The organism is Prevotella sp. S7 MS 2, assembly GCF_000762865.1.
Lineage (GTDB): Bacteria > Bacteroidota > Bacteroidia > Bacteroidales > Bacteroidaceae > Prevotella.
Window position 1 is genome coordinate 35,387 of record NZ_JRPT01000036.1, and the last position, 18,567, is coordinate 53,953.

General features: G+C 46.9%; 14 protein-coding genes. 7 read left to right on the top strand and 7 right to left on the bottom strand.

Annotated elements, in window-relative coordinates; all coding sequences use genetic code 11:
• Positions 1-11 precede the first annotated feature (11 nt).
• Complete coding sequence (locus tag HMPREF0671_RS07325; RefSeq protein ID WP_036898825.1) at positions 12-1,886, top strand: DEAD/DEAH box helicase; 1,875 nt, start codon at positions 12-14, stop codon at positions 1,884-1,886.
• 110 nt (positions 1,887-1,996) lie between these two features.
• Here HMPREF0671_RS07325 and HMPREF0671_RS12275 read toward each other — a convergent pair whose 3' ends face one another.
• Positions 1,997-2,137, bottom strand: coding sequence for a hypothetical protein (locus HMPREF0671_RS12275; protein ID WP_156431006.1), 141 nt, complete (start codon positions 2,135-2,137; stop codon positions 1,997-1,999).
• A 273-nt stretch (positions 2,138-2,410) separates the two neighbouring features.
• Here HMPREF0671_RS12275 and HMPREF0671_RS07330 point away from each other — a divergent pair, with 273 nt between their 5' ends.
• Positions 2,411-3,556: a TlpA disulfide reductase family protein gene (locus HMPREF0671_RS07330; protein ID WP_036898829.1), complete on the top strand. Its 1,146-nt coding sequence runs from the start codon at positions 2,411-2,413 to the stop codon at positions 3,554-3,556.
• A 238-nt stretch (positions 3,557-3,794) separates the two neighbouring features.
• Here HMPREF0671_RS07330 and HMPREF0671_RS07335 read toward each other — a convergent pair whose 3' ends face one another.
• The 5 genes from HMPREF0671_RS07335 to dapB form a co-directional block, all read right to left on the bottom strand.
• A complete protein-coding gene (locus HMPREF0671_RS07335) occupies positions 3,795-5,453 on the bottom strand; it encodes a carboxylesterase/lipase family protein (protein ID WP_036898831.1) in 1,659 nt (552 codons plus the stop codon).
• Between the two features lie 17 nt (positions 5,454-5,470).
• Positions 5,471-6,085: a WbqC family protein gene (locus tag HMPREF0671_RS07340; RefSeq protein ID WP_036898834.1), complete on the bottom strand. Its 615-nt coding sequence runs from the start codon at positions 6,083-6,085 to the stop codon at positions 5,471-5,473.
• Positions 6,079-6,486 (bottom strand): signal peptidase I, encoded by a 408-nt coding sequence (gene lepB / locus HMPREF0671_RS07345; protein ID WP_036898837.1) that lies wholly within the window; start codon positions 6,484-6,486, stop codon positions 6,079-6,081. Before lepB (HMPREF0671_RS07345) ends, HMPREF0671_RS07340 begins: the two co-directional genes overlap by 7 nt.
• 135 nt (positions 6,487-6,621) lie before the next feature.
• The gene (gene lepB, locus HMPREF0671_RS07350; protein ID WP_036898840.1) at positions 6,622-8,070 is read right to left on the bottom strand and encodes a signal peptidase I; all 1,449 of its coding nucleotides are present in this window, start codon (positions 8,068-8,070) and stop codon (positions 6,622-6,624) included.
• A gap of 177 nt (positions 8,071-8,247) precedes the next feature.
• A complete protein-coding gene (dapB, locus tag HMPREF0671_RS07355) occupies positions 8,248-9,012 on the bottom strand; it encodes a 4-hydroxy-tetrahydrodipicolinate reductase (RefSeq protein WP_036898843.1) in 765 nt (254 codons plus the stop codon).
• 491 nt (positions 9,013-9,503) lie between these two features.
• Between dapB and HMPREF0671_RS07360 the strand changes: the two genes are divergently transcribed.
• From HMPREF0671_RS07360 to dprA, 5 genes are all read left to right on the top strand, one after another.
• A complete protein-coding gene (locus HMPREF0671_RS07360; RefSeq protein WP_232223179.1) occupies positions 9,504-12,692 on the top strand; it encodes a SusC/RagA family TonB-linked outer membrane protein in 3,189 nt (1,062 codons plus the stop codon).
• A gap of 21 nt (positions 12,693-12,713) precedes the next feature.
• Complete coding sequence (locus HMPREF0671_RS07365; protein ID WP_036898846.1) at positions 12,714-14,705, top strand: SusD/RagB family nutrient-binding outer membrane lipoprotein; 1,992 nt, start codon at positions 12,714-12,716, stop codon at positions 14,703-14,705.
• A gap of 161 nt (positions 14,706-14,866) precedes the next feature.
• Positions 14,867-16,168 carry a DUF2851 family protein gene (locus HMPREF0671_RS07370; protein WP_036898849.1) on the top strand — a complete coding sequence of 434 codons (1,302 nt, stop codon included), beginning with the start codon at positions 14,867-14,869 and terminating at the stop codon, positions 16,166-16,168.
• A gap of 35 nt (positions 16,169-16,203) precedes the next feature.
• On the top strand, positions 16,204-16,602 hold the full coding sequence (locus HMPREF0671_RS07375; protein ID WP_036898852.1) for a thioesterase family protein: 399 nt from the start codon (positions 16,204-16,206) through the stop codon (positions 16,600-16,602).
• Entirely contained in the window at positions 16,599-17,723 is a 1,125-nt protein-coding gene (gene dprA, locus HMPREF0671_RS07380; RefSeq protein ID WP_036898855.1) for a DNA-processing protein DprA, read from the top strand. Before HMPREF0671_RS07375 ends, dprA begins: the two co-directional genes overlap by 4 nt.
• A 377-nt stretch (positions 17,724-18,100) precedes the next feature.
• Here dprA and ybeY read toward each other — a convergent pair whose 3' ends face one another.
• A complete protein-coding gene (gene ybeY, locus HMPREF0671_RS07385; protein WP_036898858.1) occupies positions 18,101-18,526 on the bottom strand; it encodes an rRNA maturation RNase YbeY in 426 nt (141 codons plus the stop codon).
• Positions 18,527-18,567 lie beyond the last annotated feature (41 nt).

Genomic DNA, 18,567 nt, shown 5'->3' on the forward strand with positions numbered 1-18,567 from the left:
TACATTTTATTTTGAAGACATTTGAAGAGTTAGGCGTTAACGAAGAGATTCGTAAAGCCATTCAGGAGATTGGGTTTGAGCATCCGATGCCTGTTCAAGAAGAGGTAATCCCGTATTTATTAGGTAATGGAAATGATGTCATAGCGCTCGCGCAGACCGGTACAGGTAAGACTGCCGCCTATGGAATCCCATTGTTACAAAAGGTAGATCCATCACAGAAAGTCACTCAGGCACTCATTTTGAGTCCTACACGCGAGCTTTGTTTGCAGATTTCCGACGACCTCAACGACTTTGGTAAGTACATTCCGGGCTTACATGTAGTACCCGTTTACGGCGGAGCATCTATCGAAACCCAGATTCGTTCACTCCGTCATGGCGTGCAAATCATTGTGGCTACACCCGGTAGATTGATTGACTTGATGCACCGGGGAGTCGCTAAGCTGGAGCATGTGAACAACGTTGTGCTCGACGAAGCGGACGAAATGCTCAACATGGGCTTCTCCGACAGCATCAACGAAATCTTTGAAGGCGTGCCAAGCGACCGCAATACATTGCTCTTCTCAGCTACAATGAGCCGTGAGGTGGAGCGTATTGCAAAGAATTATCTGCACGATCACAAGGAGATAGTAGTGGGCAGCCGCAACGAAGGAGCCGAGAATGTAAACCATATCTATTATATGGTGCATGCCAAAGACAAGTATTTGGCACTCAAACGCATCGTAGACTATTACCCACGTATATTCGGTATCGTCTTCTGTCGTACCAAATTGGAGACTCAAGAGGTTGCCGACAAACTCATCAAAGACGGATATAACGCTGAAGCATTGCATGGAGACTTGAGCCAACAACAGCGCGATTTAACCATGCAGAAGTTCCGTAACCACCTCACACAGTTGCTTATTGCTACCGATGTGGCTGCACGTGGACTCGATGTCGACGACTTAACGCACGTCATCAACTACGGAATACCCGACGATGTAGAGAGTTATACTCACCGAAGTGGCCGTACCGGTCGCGCCGGAAAGAAGGGTACAAGTATTTGTATCATCCACTCACGCGAGAAATTTAAGATTCGTCAGATTGAGAAAATCATCAGCAAAGAGTTTGTAGACGGCACACTGCCTTCGCCCGAAGAGATATGCAAGAAGCAACTCTACAAGGTTATGGACGACATTATGAAGACCGATGTGGACGAAGAGCAGATAGCTCAGTACATGGAAGAAATCAATCGACGATTCGAATATATTGATAAAGAAGACATCATCAAGAAGATGGTGACCATCACTTTCGGTCGTTTCCTCGACTACTACCGCAATGCACCGCAGTTAGAGAAACCTGTGACCGGTGGCAGAAAAGAGCGTTCGGAAGCCGGCAACAGCCGTGGACGCCGCTCAGAGGGTGGTCGTCGCAAGGCCGAAGGCGGTTATAAACGTCTCTTTATCAACCTTGGTAAAGACGATGGATTCTATCCCGGCGAGATGATGCAGTTCTTAAACAAGAATGTACGTGGCCGTCAAGAGGTGGGACATATCGACTTATTGAGTAAGTTCTCGTACTTTGAAGTACCCGAAAGCGACGCCCAAAAGGTGATGCGTGCCCTCAGTGGCTTGCGTTACAAGGGCAGAGAAGTGCGTTGTAACGATGCCGATGAGCCACAACGTGGCGGTGGTCGTCGCGAAAGAAGCGACTATAGCGAGCGTCGCGGACGCAGTGAGGCGCGTGGAAGACGTAGCGATGCACCTCGCAAGAGTGCTCCCCGTCGTCGTAATGACGATACCAACGCAACCGATTGGCGCTCTTTGATGAATGCCGGAAATAAGACCTTGAAAGGCGAAATCCCCGATTTCACCGAAGAGGGATGGGCAAGAAGAAAGAGTAAAAAGTGAAAAATAAGGAATCAAAGTATTGAGATAAGAAAATAGGGAGCGTTTGGCTCTCATGAAATATCAAGGAGGTAGGCACGAGCTTACCTCCTTTTTGTTATGCTATCAACACGCTATACAATGACCATATCTATCCTTATAAACCGCCAATCAGCCAATCCTACCTCATTAAAGCCATCACTTCCCACTCCTAACTTCTCAATCTCAACTCGCTGCAAAGGCTTCGCAACCTTGCTGTCTCGGCTCTGCAGCATCGCCGAATAGGCTTTGCAGTATCGCTGCCTCGCCCTTGCAGTAAACTAATGGACATCTAAACAAGTTAACAAGTAGGCGAATTAAGAGTGGGAAGTGAATTGTTTTGGCTACGACGAGGGCAAAAAACACTACTGCACACGGCCTCCTTTCATGTGCGAGACCTCCCCAAACAACTGCTTTTAGTTAAATACATTGAAAAGATTTTGAATGCTTTCGGTATTTAGCGAGAACGATATATATTTGCAAAATAACCAATTATAAAAGGAGAAATAATGAAGAAAAAATTGTATACTACCTTACTGACCAGCCTCATGATGGCCAGTGCAGTATCGGCACAAGCCGCTGACGACTTGCTACATGTCAAAGGTAAACTGGCCAACTTCGGCGATTCGGCCGTCGTTGCCTATGGAACGTTCGGCGGGGAAACTAAACAAACCAATGTCGTATTGAAGGATGGAACCTTCGATTTCACGCTCCCGATGAAGGAAGTCTCTTACGTTCAGATGGCCACACCGGCTACCATGCGCGACCAAGACAGAACTAGAGTGCTCGTAGTGGGTGTTCCCGGCGAGACGTTGGAGTTGACCGGTGACATGAAAACACGCTATGATACCGGTGGCTCTAAATTCTATCAACAGTACCATGAAGTGAACCTAATGTTGGAGAACTCATCTAAAGAGATGCAAGAATACAGCATGGGCATTCAGAAGAGACTGGATGCAGGTGAGAATCGTGAACAGGTGATGAAGGAATATCGCGAAAAAGCTGCTGAAATAGAGGAAAAGGCACAGCAACGTATGCTCGACTTCGTCAAGCAACATCCCGACTATGAGGCCAGTGCCGTCGTTATCAGCTTCCTCGAAGACGTAAAGAAGATGGAACAAGCAGCCACTCTTCTCACCCCCGAAGTGCAAAACGGGCGCATGAAATCGTACTATTCATTCTTCATAGACAGGGCTAAACAGCGTGCCGAAGCAGAAGAGAAAGCCAGCAAGACACAGGCTGCGGGTGTACAAGCTCCCGACTTTACACTTAATGACTTGGCTGGAAAGCCACTCGCCCTGAGCAGCCTGCGCGGCAAATACGTGGTTCTCGATTTCTGGGGTTCATGGTGTATATGGTGCATCCGAGGCATTCCAAAAATGAAAGAGTATTATAACAAGTACAGAGGACAATTTGAAATTCTTGGCATCGACTGTCGCGATAGCGATGAGAAGTGGCGTGCTGCCGTGAAGAAACACGACCTTCCATGGCTCCATGTGTACAATCCGGAAAACAGTAAGGTACTATCCGACTATGCCATTCAGGGCTTCCCAACCAAAATTATCGTAGGTCCCGACGGCAAAATCGTAAAGACCATCGTGGGTGAAGACCCTGTATTCTACACTATACTCGACGAGTTGTTCGGTAAAAAATAAACGGTTCAAGTTTAGAAAGATAAGAAGTTATCGGGAGAAAACGAGAGATAAAGCCTCCAAGAGCCTTAAAGTCAATAGACATTTGTCCGTTAACTCTCATTCGTAATTTCTACGCCCAAAAGGCGTTTAACTCCCGATAACTCCGAAGTGGAGCGATATAGCGGAACGAAAATAAAGCAATGAATAAGGCCTGTGACACTCAATTGTATCACAGGCCTTATTGTTTCTACTCGTATTATCACTTTTGGAACACGAGTTTATCGAATAGTTGATAACGTCGATCCATCGTAGGATTGGTCTCAACACGCGTATTTACATCTATTTTCATCACTGGAACAGGATTCTTTCCGTTGATGGCGGGCCAGTCGGGGAGGCCCAGTCCATTGGGATTTCCGGTCTTAATGAAGTTCACATAGAAGTTCATGAAGATGCCGGAAACAGCATAATCATCGGCATTCCAGTCGAAAACTTCATTCGTAGAGAGGTTGCCCATGGCGTATTCTATATCCGATGAGTGGCTCGCTCCGATGTATTCATCCACCGGTTCAGTAGGTTTGGTATCGGTAGCCTTGGATGTTCCACCGGCCAGTTTGGCCACTAAACCTTTCTGTTTCATCGCCGGACGAGGATGACAATACTGATAACGATACACCGGACAATTACTTGTGGTACGGTGAAGTTCGCTCAAACGCCACGTACTGGTAGCAATAAACATATCGGAACCAATCAGTGTGCCCGGCTCTTTGAACAAGTCGGCATCGTTATGAAAGCCATATAACTGCAACATCTCGTCGGTTGCATCGCCGAAAAGTGGCGTGATACGAGCCTTGACCGTCTCCAATGTGGGAGCACCGCCAAGCAAAACAGACCACGCAGCAGCCTCTTTCGAGGTACCACCGATAAGCAGTGGCACCTGGGCTTGCTCACCTTTCTTGAACACTTCCTCCGGTTGCTCGGTGAAGAAAAGGCCGTCTACTGTTCCGCGCGACATGCTTCTGACACCTGCTTGGGTCATCAATTCCTCGGCAGGCATGGCTCTTAGCTCCTTCAAACTCTTACAACCAATCTTTTTCATAGTCTTGACACCCTCGCTTTCAGCCTCTTTGAGCGATGGTAACTGACCATAAGCGATGTATAGATTACCTTTCTTGTCGACCTCATTATGCAACAATCCCACAATAGCACCACTCGAACCAATGACTTGAGAGAATGTTCCTTTGCCCATAGGTGATGCCATCAAAGCGCTCACCGACACCGAACCAGCCGATTCGCCCACGATAGTAATGCGTTTAGGATCGCCTCCAAAAGCTGCCACATTCTGTTGCAACCATTGTAAAGCAGCTGCCTGATCCATGTAACCGTAGTTACCCGACCCTTTATACGAGGCCTCCTTAGAGAGTTCGGGATGCGAGAAGAAACCGAAAATACCCTCGCGATAGTTTACCGTGATGCCCACTATACCACGTCGAGCCATGTTCAGTCCGGCGTAACGAGGCTCACTTCCGCTTCCTGCCATCAGTCCGCCACCATTGAAATATACCAACACCGGCAACTTCTCCTGCATGGTTTTAGCGGGCGTCCAGACGTTAAGATAAAGACAATCTTCGCTTTTTGTCTTCGCACCGAAGTTCATATCACCAAATATCGGTTCCTGCATGGGGTCGGGACCGAAGTCATCTGCCATCCTCACACCGTCCCAAGCAGCCAACGGTTGTGGCGCTTTCCAACGCAAATCACCTACAGGTGGTGCTGCGTAAGGTACACCCTTGAAAACTTTAATACCCGAAATTTCAGTACCTTGCAGCACACCTTGTGCCACTTTTACGCGTGGTTGGTCTTGCGCACTTGCGCCTATTACCAAGCAAAACGCCAGCATTGATACAATAATTCTTTTCATTTGATTTAGTTTAGTTATTACAAGTAGAGTACACTCTCGTTACCTTCATTGAACAAGAGGTCTAAGATACTAAGGTTAGGTTGGAATCCATGTCGCTGCAAATAGACTTGATAATACGGTTTAGCAACAAATTCGGCATCCTCACCGGGATGCTTCGGCCGAATCACCTCACGAAAATCGGCATACCCTTCGACCTCATCCATGTACGAAGAGGTAAGTTTTACCGTCGGTTCTATGTCTAATAAACTGCACATTTTCTCCATGATTTCCATGTTGAAATCAAAGAGATACTTCCATTTTCGTTCAAAGAAAGGGCGCAAATCATCGGAATAGAACTCGAAGAAAGGGCTTTCTCCATAAGCACTCAATAATGCATTCCAGTGGATATGACGCCAGTTGCCATGGTCACTTATCTGTACATCGCGCATCGGACACTTCAAATTATCGGTTCGTTCCACCGGTACGGTGAGCGATTGCAAGCCATTGGCCGTCGCTATCGTGCACCGATTACGGTACGTTTGCTTCACAAAATTGTCGTGTTGTTCGATGAAACACACGCCATAACGGTTCAGTTTCTGATACCACTGCACCGGTCCGAAGTATGAGGAAGTGAGTATTGCGTTCTTTACCATGGTAGATAGAATAATCGGAAAGCCTGTCCAACCATTTGGTGTTGGTACACCAGCCGTCGGTCTTTGCCCGTATTGACCAAATAGAGTTTACAGTCTGCGCTCTGACAACGCTGACAACAGCGCGTCGGAACAAGATAGTGCGTGCCTCGTAGAGTGATGGTATCACCGGGAAGAGCCTCTACCCGACCAATGATAGTACCTTGTTGATGGAACACCACCATCGCCCCCGGCTTCAATTTTCGGTGTATAAATCTATCCACCATCACCCTATCGCCTGTCTTAAGCATCGGCCTGAGAGCCGAATCTGTCACTGTATAAACGGTGAAAGCGTATGCCCTGACGGCCAACATCAGCAAAACAGCCGCCACAAGCCCCAATATGAACTTGAAAGGGAAGCGCACTTTTCTTTATTAATAATTCATCATTGAGAATGGATAATTATGAAATGCGGATAAGGGAAAGCAGGACTAATATTCAGTGAATCACAATGCTGCTCATCATATCATCATTATCCATTTTCAATTTCCCATTATCACTTACTTAATATTATCTACCAAACTGAACAATCTGCTCCATCTGATACCGCTAAAGCCCTTGTGATCGGGGTCGTGCGACCACCAAATGAAGATAGGTTTACCCACGATGTGGTCTTCGGGAACGAATCCCCAATAGCGCGAGTCGGCCGAGTTGTGACGGTTGTCGCCCATCATCCAGTAGTAATCCATCTTGAATGTATAGCTGTTGGCAAGTTTTCCGTTGATGTATATCTGCCCATTGGTCACCTTTAAGTCGTTACCTTCGTAGGTACGGATGGGACGTTCGTAGACTGCTATATTATCCATCGTAAGCTTCACAGTAGCTCCTTTCTTCGGAATCCAGATGGGACCGTAGTTGTCACGAGTCCATCCCGTATAGCCATTGAGCGGATAAAGGTCGCCCGTAGTAGCATCAGTATTCAGTCGGATGCTTGCCACGAGGTCTTTACGAGCCTTCAATGCCTCGTAAGCCTTCTTGGTCAGAGGCAAGAAACCAGCCTGATTCAAGCTCATCATATCTTCCATTGAAATACCCAATTCGGCCATCACCTCTTCGGGCATGGGCTTCTTCAACTTCACATAGTAAGTATATTGCACATTATCCGGTTCCTTATTGGCCTTGCCATCAAGGTAGACGATGCGGTTTTTAATCTGCAACGTTTGGCCGGGTAAGCCCACACAACGCTTCACATAGTTCTCACGACGGTCTGTGGGACGTGTGATAATGTCTCCATAGTCTTTCGGATTATTCGCTATATAGTTGCGACCAACGGCATATATCTGCCCAAAATATTCGTATTGCTGCTCCCGAGTAAGCTCAGCCAAGTTGGGTAACAGACCTTGTTGTTGTTCCACGAGCTGCTGACCAAATGAATATGCCATCTGATAGAAGTCGCTCTGCTGCCATTGTTCTTCGTTGACAAGCGTGTCACCGGCAGGATAATTGAACACTACAATATCATTGAGCTTCACATTACCTAGACCCTTCACACGACGATATTCCCAATGTGGCCAGTCCAAATAGCTCTTCACATTGATACCGGGCAACGTGTGTTGCGTCAAAGGCATAGTGAGTGGAGTCTGCGGAATGCGCGGACCGTAGCTCACTTTGCTCACAAACAGATAATCTCCCGTAAGCAACGACTTCTCCAAAGAGGAAGAAGGAATAACGAAATTCTGAAAGAAGAAGAGATTGATGAAGTACACTGCCACCAGCGCGAACACCAAAGCATCTACCCAACTCATGATAAATCGCACCGGACCTTCGGCATCTTTCCACCATTGCCAGCGTATCTTCTTTGATATATACACGTCGTATATAAAGGGAATAACTATCAATCCCAACCAACTCTTTAACCAAAAGAGGAATATAAGATACAATACCAGTACAACGACAAACTTAGTCCATTGTACTTTCATATTCAGTTTAGCTTTTTCTTTGTCTATCATAATCTTTTAATCGGTCTAATTTTGGGAATTAAGAAGGAGTTAGAAAGGAGTTCAAAGGGAGTTATCGGACAAATGTCCGTTATCTCCTGTTACCTCCCGTTACCTTCCCTTAGCCCCCATTACCTTTCGTTATCTCCTCAATATCCTTCAACTTGCGAAAGCCAGATTTATATTTTCTCAGCCCAATACTTCTTTAAACAAATCACTGGTAGTAAGCAATCCCGTATGGTCTTTGGTATACTCGGCAGCCAGTACAGCCCCCAACGCAAATCCTTTACGGCTATGTGCATCGTGAGAAATCACAATCTTGTCGGCCTCACTATCGTAAGTGATGGTGTGAATACCCGGAACTTCGTCGCGACGAACGCTCGCTATAGCCAACTCATTAGCTGCCACATGGTTCGTTCCGGTCACAGTGCCATCGGCATTATGCTGTTCTCCCTTCACCCACGTGTCTTTCCTGTCGAGTCGGTCGATGATTTCATCAGCCAAAGTGATAGCTGTTCCCGACGGCGCATCAAGTTTATGGATATGATGGGTCTCCTCCATCTCTACCTGATACTGTGGGAAGCCGTTCATAATCTTGGCCAAATAGCGATTCACGGCAGAGAAAATGGCCACACCAACCGAGAAATTGGAAGCCCAAAACAAAGTCTGTCCCTCGTCATTACACAACCGTTCTACATCGGTCTTATGTTCGCTCATCCATCCTGTGCTGCCCGAAACCACCTTCACATGATGCTTAAACGCACGCAGATAGTTGTCGTAAGCCGCTGTGGGATTGGTAAACTCGATAGCAACATCAGCCGAAGCGAAAGCCGGACTGTCAAAGTCCTGCATGTTGTCAATATCTATAATACTCACGATTTCATGGCCGCGAGCTTTGGCAATCTGTTCTATCATCTTGCCCATCTTGCCATAACCGATTAATGCTATTCTCATTTTTGATGCTTTATTTTATTCTCATTTTCGTTCATACTCGTATATCTGCAAAGGTACTGTAAATCAGATGAAAAGCAAAAGAATCCTTTCTATTTTCTCGCTTTTGTCACATTTTTCATCTCATCTCATTCCATTTGTAATTTGAATCAGTATCTCTTTCATCCTCAAACCATCCACTTCTCACTCCTAACTCCTCACTCTTAACTCACTGCAAGGACGCCGCAACATTGCTGCCAAGCCTTTTCAGGATTGCTGCAGAGCCCGAACAACAAGACTGCTAGGGCTTTGCAGAAATTTGAGAGTGATGAGTTAAGAGTGAATAAAAACGTAGTCAAGTCACTAAATACCATGACTATAGCGATTTAAAGTATATTCATGCAGCTTTTATATAGGTTTGTATGTTTTAGAGCTATTTTTAGATTAATTAATAATCAATTCAAGATTGTTTCAAAATTTTCAACTAAATTCACCGCCATCTAATATCGATGCATATGAGAAAAAAACATTATCTGTTACCAGCATTCCTGCTTGCGCTGAGTATGGCAGTCCCCTATTCAGCCTCAGCTTTGGAATCTTCACCTGACTTACGAATCAGTCAGAAGTCGAACATCGTTACCGGTACAGTGGCCGACGAAAAGGGTGAGCCCATCATTGGCGCCAGTATCACACTCAAGGGAACTCGTGTGGCTACCGTTACCGATATTGAAGGTCACTTCAGTATCGAAGCTCCTGTGGGCAGTATCCTACAAATCACCTACGTAGGTTACGACGTCAAGGAGGTAAAGGTTACTTCGGCAAAGGCTTATTCCATCTCAATGACTGAGAATAGTCAGAACTTGAACGAAGTGGTCGTGACAGCCATGGGCATCCGAAAAGAGCGCAAAGCACTAGGATATTCGGTGTCTGAGCTCAACTCTAATGAAATTTTGAAAAACAAACAGACCAACATCGTTAACTCATTGGCCGGTAAAGTGCCGGGTGTTAACATCACCCAATCGAGCGGTGCAGCCGGAGCTGGGGCCACCATCATTATCCGTGGCGGTAACTCGGCGAGCGAATCGCGCGACAACCAACCGTTGTTCGTGGTTGACGGCATCATCTACGACAACTCCACACCTAACAGTGGAAACTCAGCTACCGACGGTGTGACGAAGAACAATACCAGCTTCTCTAACCGCGCCATGGACATTAACCCCGAAGACATTGAGTCGCTCTCGGTGCTGAAAGGTGCCGCGGCCGCTGCTTTGTACGGTTCTCGTGCTGCCGATGGTGTGGTCATCATCACCACAAAGAAAGGTAGCGAGGGCACGGTACGGGTGAACGTAAGCAGTAAGGTAAGCACGTCGTGGGCTACCAAGACGCCTGAATACCAGAAGACTTACGGTCGCGGATACTACAACGAGAAAGGTATCTTCAGCGATTACTCCACCCAATCGTGGGGTGAAAAGATTGGAGAGAGCAAGACTCTGAACCAAATATACGACAATGTAGGCAACTTCTTCCAAAACGGAGTGGTTTACGACAACAGCGTAAGCGTATCGGGAGGTTCAAAAAACGGGTCATTCTTCCTCAGTGCATCAAACTTCGACCAATCGGGTATAGTACCGCAAACAGGTTATAACAAGACAACTTTCCGCCTCAACGGTGAACAGAAGTATGGCAGACTGACCGTCGGAGCCAACGTGGCTTATACCAAAGCACACACCAAGAAGACGCTTACATCGGGCGGATTATGGGAACACGGCGGCAACGGTACAATGACAGCGCTCTATGGTTGGCCGCTTACCGACAATCTTACGCACTGGTTGAACGACGACGGTACCAAGTATCGCATGTTCGACGGCCTACAAGAGATTGCAGACGACGTGGAAAATCCATATTGGATAATCAATCGCAATAAGATGACCGACGACAACGACCGCTTGACAGGGTCTATCAATGCCAGCTTTAAACTCACGGATTGGTGGGACATCAGCGCCCGTGCCGGTCTGGATATGTATAAGACAGACTCTTATACCTACACCGCGCCTAACGGAGCTGTGGTAGAAAAGTATCAAAACGGCTTCTTGTCGAAGAACTACTCGAACTACCAATACATCACAACCAACGTGATGAGCAACATGCATAAGACATTAAAGGACTTCGACTTGAACTTCTTGCTCGGTACAACGACCGAAGCTACCAAGAGATGGTCGCAATCTCACTGGGGATATAAGTTTGTAATGCCCGGCACCATCAGCTTTAATAACATCGCAACAGCCAACCAGTTCTTTAAAGATGGTACCACTCGCAAGCGCATGGTGGGTGTATACGGTGAGTTCAGAGCCTCTTATAAGAGCATGGCCTACCTTACCGTAACCGGACGTAACGACTGGTCGTCTACACTTCCAAAAGAAAACCGTTCTTATTTCTATCCATCTGTGAGCGGAAGTTTTGTATTTACGGAACTGTTACCGAAGAGTAATATCCTCTCTTTCGGTAAGGTGAGAGCCTCATGGGCACGTGTTGGTAAAGACGCTGACCCCTATGTGACAAACAATTACCTATGGGCTGTGGGCACTTTGAATAATGGCAAGCTCGGTTCGGGTAACAGTTGGACTGGTGGTGCGCCCGATTTGAAACCGGAAATACAGACCTCTTATGAACTGGGAGCGGAACTTCGCTTCTTCGACGGACGCTTAGGTATAGACTATACCTATTATCATACACAAACCAAGAACCAGTTGTGTTCTCCCCGTCTGGCCCAGTCTACCGGCTATATCTTCCTCACGCTGAACGGTGGGTCGGTCATCAATGACGGTATGGAAATAGCTATCACCGGCACACCCATCAAGACCAAGGACTTCAAATGGGAATCGATGCTTAACTTCTCATTTAATAATGGTACTTTGGGTAACTTCATTGACGGTGTAGGTATCTTCTATCCCACCGACGCACAGATAGGTACTGTCAAGGCAGGAGCTATCCCTAACGGTGGCGATTTCCTCGGTTTGACAGGTAATCACTGGGTGACCGACGACAACGGACACTACGTTGTAGACGTGGCAACAGGCGTTTATAAGAACGCAAACAAGACTACCGACATCATTGGAAACCGTGAACCGAAACTCATCGGAGGCTTCAACAACACCTTTACATACAAGAATCTGTCGGTAGCATGCCTTCTCGATTTCCGCTTCGGTGGCGATATTTATAACGGTACAAACTATTATCTCACCTCTATGGGATTAAGCAAGCAGACCGAGAATCGCCAATCTGTGACATTGACTAACGTGGTTTACAGCGATGGTACAGCTCCAGAGAACAACACCATCACTTATGAAGCAGACAAGACCTACACAATTAACGGCAAAGAGCGGTCAGGTCGCTATCTCATCCAGCAATACTGGAGTAGTTATTGCGCCAACTCTTACAACTTCATCCAGTCGGTGAATTGGCTGAAATTGCGCTCACTGTCTGTCAGCTACGACTTCACCAGTCTCATCAAGAACCACCGTGTCATCAAAGGATTGGTGGCTAATCTCACCGGAACCAACCTCTTCACCATCACCAATTACAAGGGTATGGATCCGGAAGTGGCCTCAGGAGCAGGTACGGGAGGTTCAGGCTCAGTGGGACTCGACTACTGTAGCGTACCATCTTCGACAAGTGTATCGCTCGGTATCAACCTTACATTCTAACCAATCTAAACAAGTAAGAATATGAAAAAATTACAAACCATCATATTAACCGGTGCACTGGTATGCGGACTGTCGTCATGTAACGACTATTTGGACGTGAATACAGACCCCGATAGCCCTACATCGGAGACGGCATCTCCCCAACTTCGCTTGCCTTGGATACAAAACTATCTAGACTATGCACTCGGTACGGCCTACATGAGAGCGGGTACTGCCGCCGGAACCTTCACCCAAACGTCTACCACTAGTAGCAATGGTATGTTGGCAAAGTGGGATCCTCTGCAGGGAACAGCGACCACCGTATATCAGAATTTCTACCTGGGAGCGGGCGTCAACGTGGCTCCTTTGATTGCAGCGGCAGAGGCTCAAAAGGCTTATCACTATGCCGGTGCAGCCTGTATCAGCTACGCGCTGGGCTTTATGACGTTGCTCGACCTCCATGGAGAAATCCCTATGAGCGAAGCCTTCACCGGTAAATACAACCCGGCCTATGATGATGGAAAGGCTCTTTTCAACCAGTGTATGGAGTATTTGGATAAAGGTATCGCCTATCTCAAGATGAAAAACGAGAACATTGCGCTCTCTGAAGGCGATATATGGAATAACGGTGATGCCAATAAATGGTTGAAGTTGGCCTATGGTTTGAAAGCTCGCTACTTGCTAAAACTGTCTAAGAAGAGCGATTTATACAAACCTGATGAAATCTTGGCCGCCGTTGCCAACGGTCCACAGTCGAATGCCGACAACACAAGTGTGAAATGTTATAATGTGGAAGGCGACCAAACCAACGTGACAATCGGTGACCCTTATCAGACCAATCCTATTTGGAACTGCGCCGCTTACGGTACTTCTCAGCGACTCACCAAATGGTATATCAGCCTGCTCAACAACAGTTTCACTGGCGGTTCGGGCGTTATCGACCCACGATTAACAAAGCTGGTGCCTGCAGCCATGACCCATGTAAAGCTCGATGCTGACGGTAATCTCGCCTCGTTCCAATGGACTCGCGACAAAGGTATTGACATGTTGACTCCCAACAACCCACGTCTCAACGGCAATATCATCAATGCCACCTACGCTTCTAACGCCGTAAAGCTGACCTATACCGTCGCTGATGCCACCGCACGCAACAAGTTTGTGGCCGACATGAAGACTACCAGCCATGCCGTAGAGACAAATGGAAACGACGTAGTAGTAACTTATGCACCGGGACAAATCTACTGTAACACCACCAACTACCTGCATGCGGGTGATACTTGCTACGTCAACATGCGGTCAAACAGTATGTCTACAAGCGGTCGTTCGGCTACCGATATGTATTATTATCCCATTGCCGGTAAGAGTTATGTAGCAGGTACGGGAACATTCTACACTCGTCCGAACTCCGATTTCGACATTATGACCTATTCGGAGATGTGCTTTATCAAAGCCGAAGTGCTCTTCCGCAAGGGCGATAAAGGTGGTGCTTTGGACGCATACAGAAAAGGTATACAGGCCAACTTCGACCGTTTACAAGCCGGATTGAAGCAATGGCAAAGTGATGGAACCACAAGTGACAAGAAAATAGGGGAGAATCCGGACATGTTACCTATGAAAGATGCCGATATAACTGCTTATATGAGCAGTGCCGCTGTGGCTCAAAATGCTGCTCAACTAACCATGGCCGACATCATGAGACAAAAGATTATCGCTATGGGAGGATTGAATTTAGAGGTTTGGAATGACATGCGTCGCTTCAATTACAGTGCCGGTAACATCGAGAACTTTGGTAATATATATCCCGACTTCGCCCGTCCATCAGAATTTACTGCCAGCAGTAAGATTATCGGAAAGTCACCTTCAGACCCTACTTATTGGTTGCGTCGCTGGACACAGAGCAGCCTTGAGAGAGATTATAACCTCACTCAGGTGAAAGCTTCCAACAAGTTGGCCCTGACAGATCCTATCTGGTCGTGTCCGGTTTGGTGGGATTGTGCTACCGATAGTGAATACTATGGTTATATAGGGAAATAATATCTATCCATCATATACACAAACAAGAGCGTGCCAATGCACGCTCTTGTTATTTTATTAGGTAGATTTAATTAGACACATAGAATTAATTAGAACTACAAGACCTTTTCAGTTAAGATTTTTTTTTGTATTTTTGCCATTGAAAGAACAATATCTATATCATGGAACAGCTCCTACATTACGTATGGAAACACAAGCTATTTCCGCTGAAATCACTTGTTACGGCCGATGGACTCGGTATAGAAGTGATAGATACGGGACTGCATAACCACGACGCGGGACCTGATTTCTTCAATGCAAAAGTGAAGATTGATGGGACACTATGGGTAGGAAATGTGGAGATACACGACCGAGCAAGCGACTGGTTCGTCCATCATCATGAACAAGATGTACGCTATGACAATGTCATCTTGCATGTATGTGGGACTATAGATACCGAAGCCGTAGACAGCCAAGGCCGACCTATCAGGCAATTGCAGCTGGATGTGCCGGACGATATAGCGGAACATTACGACGAACTGATTCATTCCGACCACTATCCGCCTTGCTATCGCATCATTCCGGAGCTGCCGTCGCTCATGATTCATTCATGGATGAGCAGCTTGGAGACCGAGCGTTTAGAGCAAAAGACAGTGGCTATCAACGAGCGAGTTGTCCGATGTGGAGGCGATTGGCAGGCAGCTTACTTCGTCACCATGGCTCGCAATTACGGCTTTGGCATCAATGGAGAGGCCTTCGAGCAATGGGCTTGCAACATACCATTGGGCAGTGTAGCTCATCATAGAGACGATTTGTTCCAGATAGAAGCCATCTTTATGGGACAGGCAGGCCTCTTGGAGCCGGAAGCCTTGCCTAAAACATATCGCGACAAGGCCTTGAGAGATACGTATTATCAACGTATGGCGAGCGAATATTGCTATCTGGCGTATAAGTTTTCCATGCAAGCGATGGATTTCCATCAATGGAAATTCCTGCGATTGCGGCCGCAAAACTTCCCACATATACGCCTGTCGCAATTGGCACAACTCTACTATAACCGCACAGCAGGATTGAGCGAAATCATCGAATGTGGCTCTCTGCGCGAGTTAAGAGAACATTTGAAGACGCAAGCTACACCCTACTGGCAGACTCACTTTGCCTTTGGGACAGAGCATACACCCAACGAGAAGCATCTGTCAGCGGCTTCATTGAATCTCATGATACTCAACACTGTCATCCCAATGCTCTTCGCCTACGGTCGACATATATGCAACGAAGGGCTTTGCGACCGCGCTTTCGAGTTCTTAGAACAACTCAAAGCCGAAGACAACCATATCATCCGTATGTGGCAAGAATGCGGAATGAAGGTGGAAAATGCCGGCGATACGCAGGCACTTATCCAACTCAAGAACGAATATTGTGACCATAAAGACTGCTTACGCTGCCGTATCGGATATGAATATCTGAAGTATGGCAACCATTAAATATTCACTATTATATCATATTAAAGACAAAACAGATGAAGTATATCTTTGAAACGAGAATGGAAGTACGCGACTACGAGTGCGACATACAAGGCATTGTAAACAACGCCAACTACCTACATTACACCGAACACACGCGTCATCGCTTCCTCAAAGCGACCGGACTGAGCTTCGCAGAGCTGCATGAGAAAGGTGTAGATGCCGTTGTGGCTCGCATGTCGCTGCAATATAAGACGCCATTAACATGCGACGACGAGTTTATTTCGCGCATGGGATTGCGCAAAGAGGGACTCCGCTGGGTTTTCACTCACGACCTTTTCCGCGCCAGCGATGAGAAACTTTGCTTCCATGCCGACGCCGATCTCGTGACACTTATCAACGGAAGGCTAGGCTATAGCGAAGAGTATGGCCAAGCTTTCGAGAAATTCTTATGACCCAAGAAACACTCTATACGCTCGCACTCAGTCGTATCAACTACTTCAGCCTCAGTGGTCTGTTGGAGTTGTATCGGCGGTTAGGCTCGGCCACGGCGGTCATTGAGCATCGTCATGATATCTTAGACGTGCTGCCCGATGCCTCACCTAAGTTGCGTGAAGCATTGAGCGACCTCAGCGAACCCATGGCTCGTGCAGAGGCAGAATTGCTTTGGGACGAGCAACATGGAGTGGAACCGCTTTGTATGAACGACGCTCGCTACCCGCAACGACTGCGAGAATGTGACGACGCACCGTTGGTCTTATTCTATCGGGGCAATGCTTCGCTCAATTGTTCGAAGGTGGTTTGCATGGTCGGGACACGTCGATGCACCGCCTATGGACAAGACTTGATACGTCGATTTATGGCCGATTTGAAGACGTTATGCCCCGATGTACTCATCGTAAGTGGCTTGGCCTATGGCGTAGACATCCACGCCCATCGTCAAGCATTGGCCAATGGATACGATACCGTGGGCGTGTTGGCACACGGACAGGATTACCTTTACCCCCAAGTCCACCGACAAACAGCCAACGAAATGATAGAACATGGCGGCCTGTTGACAGAGTTTTTCACGGGTACGAATGCTGACAAAGTGAACTTTGTAAGGCGTAACCGCATCGTGGCTGGGATGAGTGATGCATGTATTTTGGTCGAGAGTGCATCGCATGGAGGCGGACTTATCACCACAGGAATAGCTCGCAGCTACAACCGCGACGTCTTTGCTTTCCCCGGTTCTGTGGGTGCTCCCTACAGCGAAGGATGCAATATGCTCATTCGTGACAACGAGGCCGGGCTCATCATGTCGGCTTTCGACTTTGTAAAAGCGATGGGATGGGAAGAAGATATTAAACTAAAAAAGGCGCAACAGCAAGGCATTGAACGGCAGCTCTTCCCACTGTTGTCGGCAGAAGAACAACAGATAGCCGACGTATTGCAGCACCACAACGACCTGCAAATCAACATATTATCCGTTCAAGTCAATATCCCTATTGCGCAAATCACCTCTCTCCTCTTTTCAATGGAAATGAAAGGAGTGGTTAAGATGCTCCCCGGAGGGGTGTATCATTTACTCCATTAAGATAAAAAAAGATTCATTCGATAAATTGTATGATGAAGCTATGACTGTCCGAAGGACAGCCCTATCAATAGCCGGTGGTTGAAGCAAAGCGTAAACCTCCGGACAATAAAAAAGCAAAACAACAAACGAGTCTGACAAGACTCCCCATTGATAATTATAGGATGGGCAGTCTTATCAGACTGGGTATTTTCTTTCACACAATACCATAGACCTAAAGGTCCACGGCTATTAAAAGGGTAGTCCTTCGGACTATTGACAATGGCACTATCAACAGATTCCTCGCACGACTCTAAAAAGAGCAAGTAATCAGGAGTTGGGGAATTATGGAGTCAGGCCAATAGTTGACAGTTCCCGATTACCATGGCTATATTCTCTGTTTACCTACTCTTTTTTCCCAACAACTTCAGCGCCGCATTCTCCGCAGCTTCCATGATTTCTCGCTCTCCCGGCCCCTTATCGTTGATGCCACAGAGATGCAATATGCCGTGAATAATGACGCGATGAAGTTCTTCTTCATACGATTTTCCTAGCATTTCGGCATTACTCCGCACTGTATCGAGGCTTATCACAAGATCGCCATTGAGCACATCGCCCTCATCATAATCAAAAGTGATGATGTCGGTGTAATAATCATGGCCTAGATATTCGTTGTTTACTTCGAGTATTTTCTCGTCGTCAACAAACATATATCCTATCTCTCCTATCTTCCTATCATATGTTGCTGCCACCGCTTTAATCCAAGTTGTGGTCTCACGCTTCTTGATTTTCGGCATCTTTACGCCGTCTGTATTGTATGTTATCATAAAAGGAATGTATATTGGAAGCCCCTCCCAACCCTCCCCAT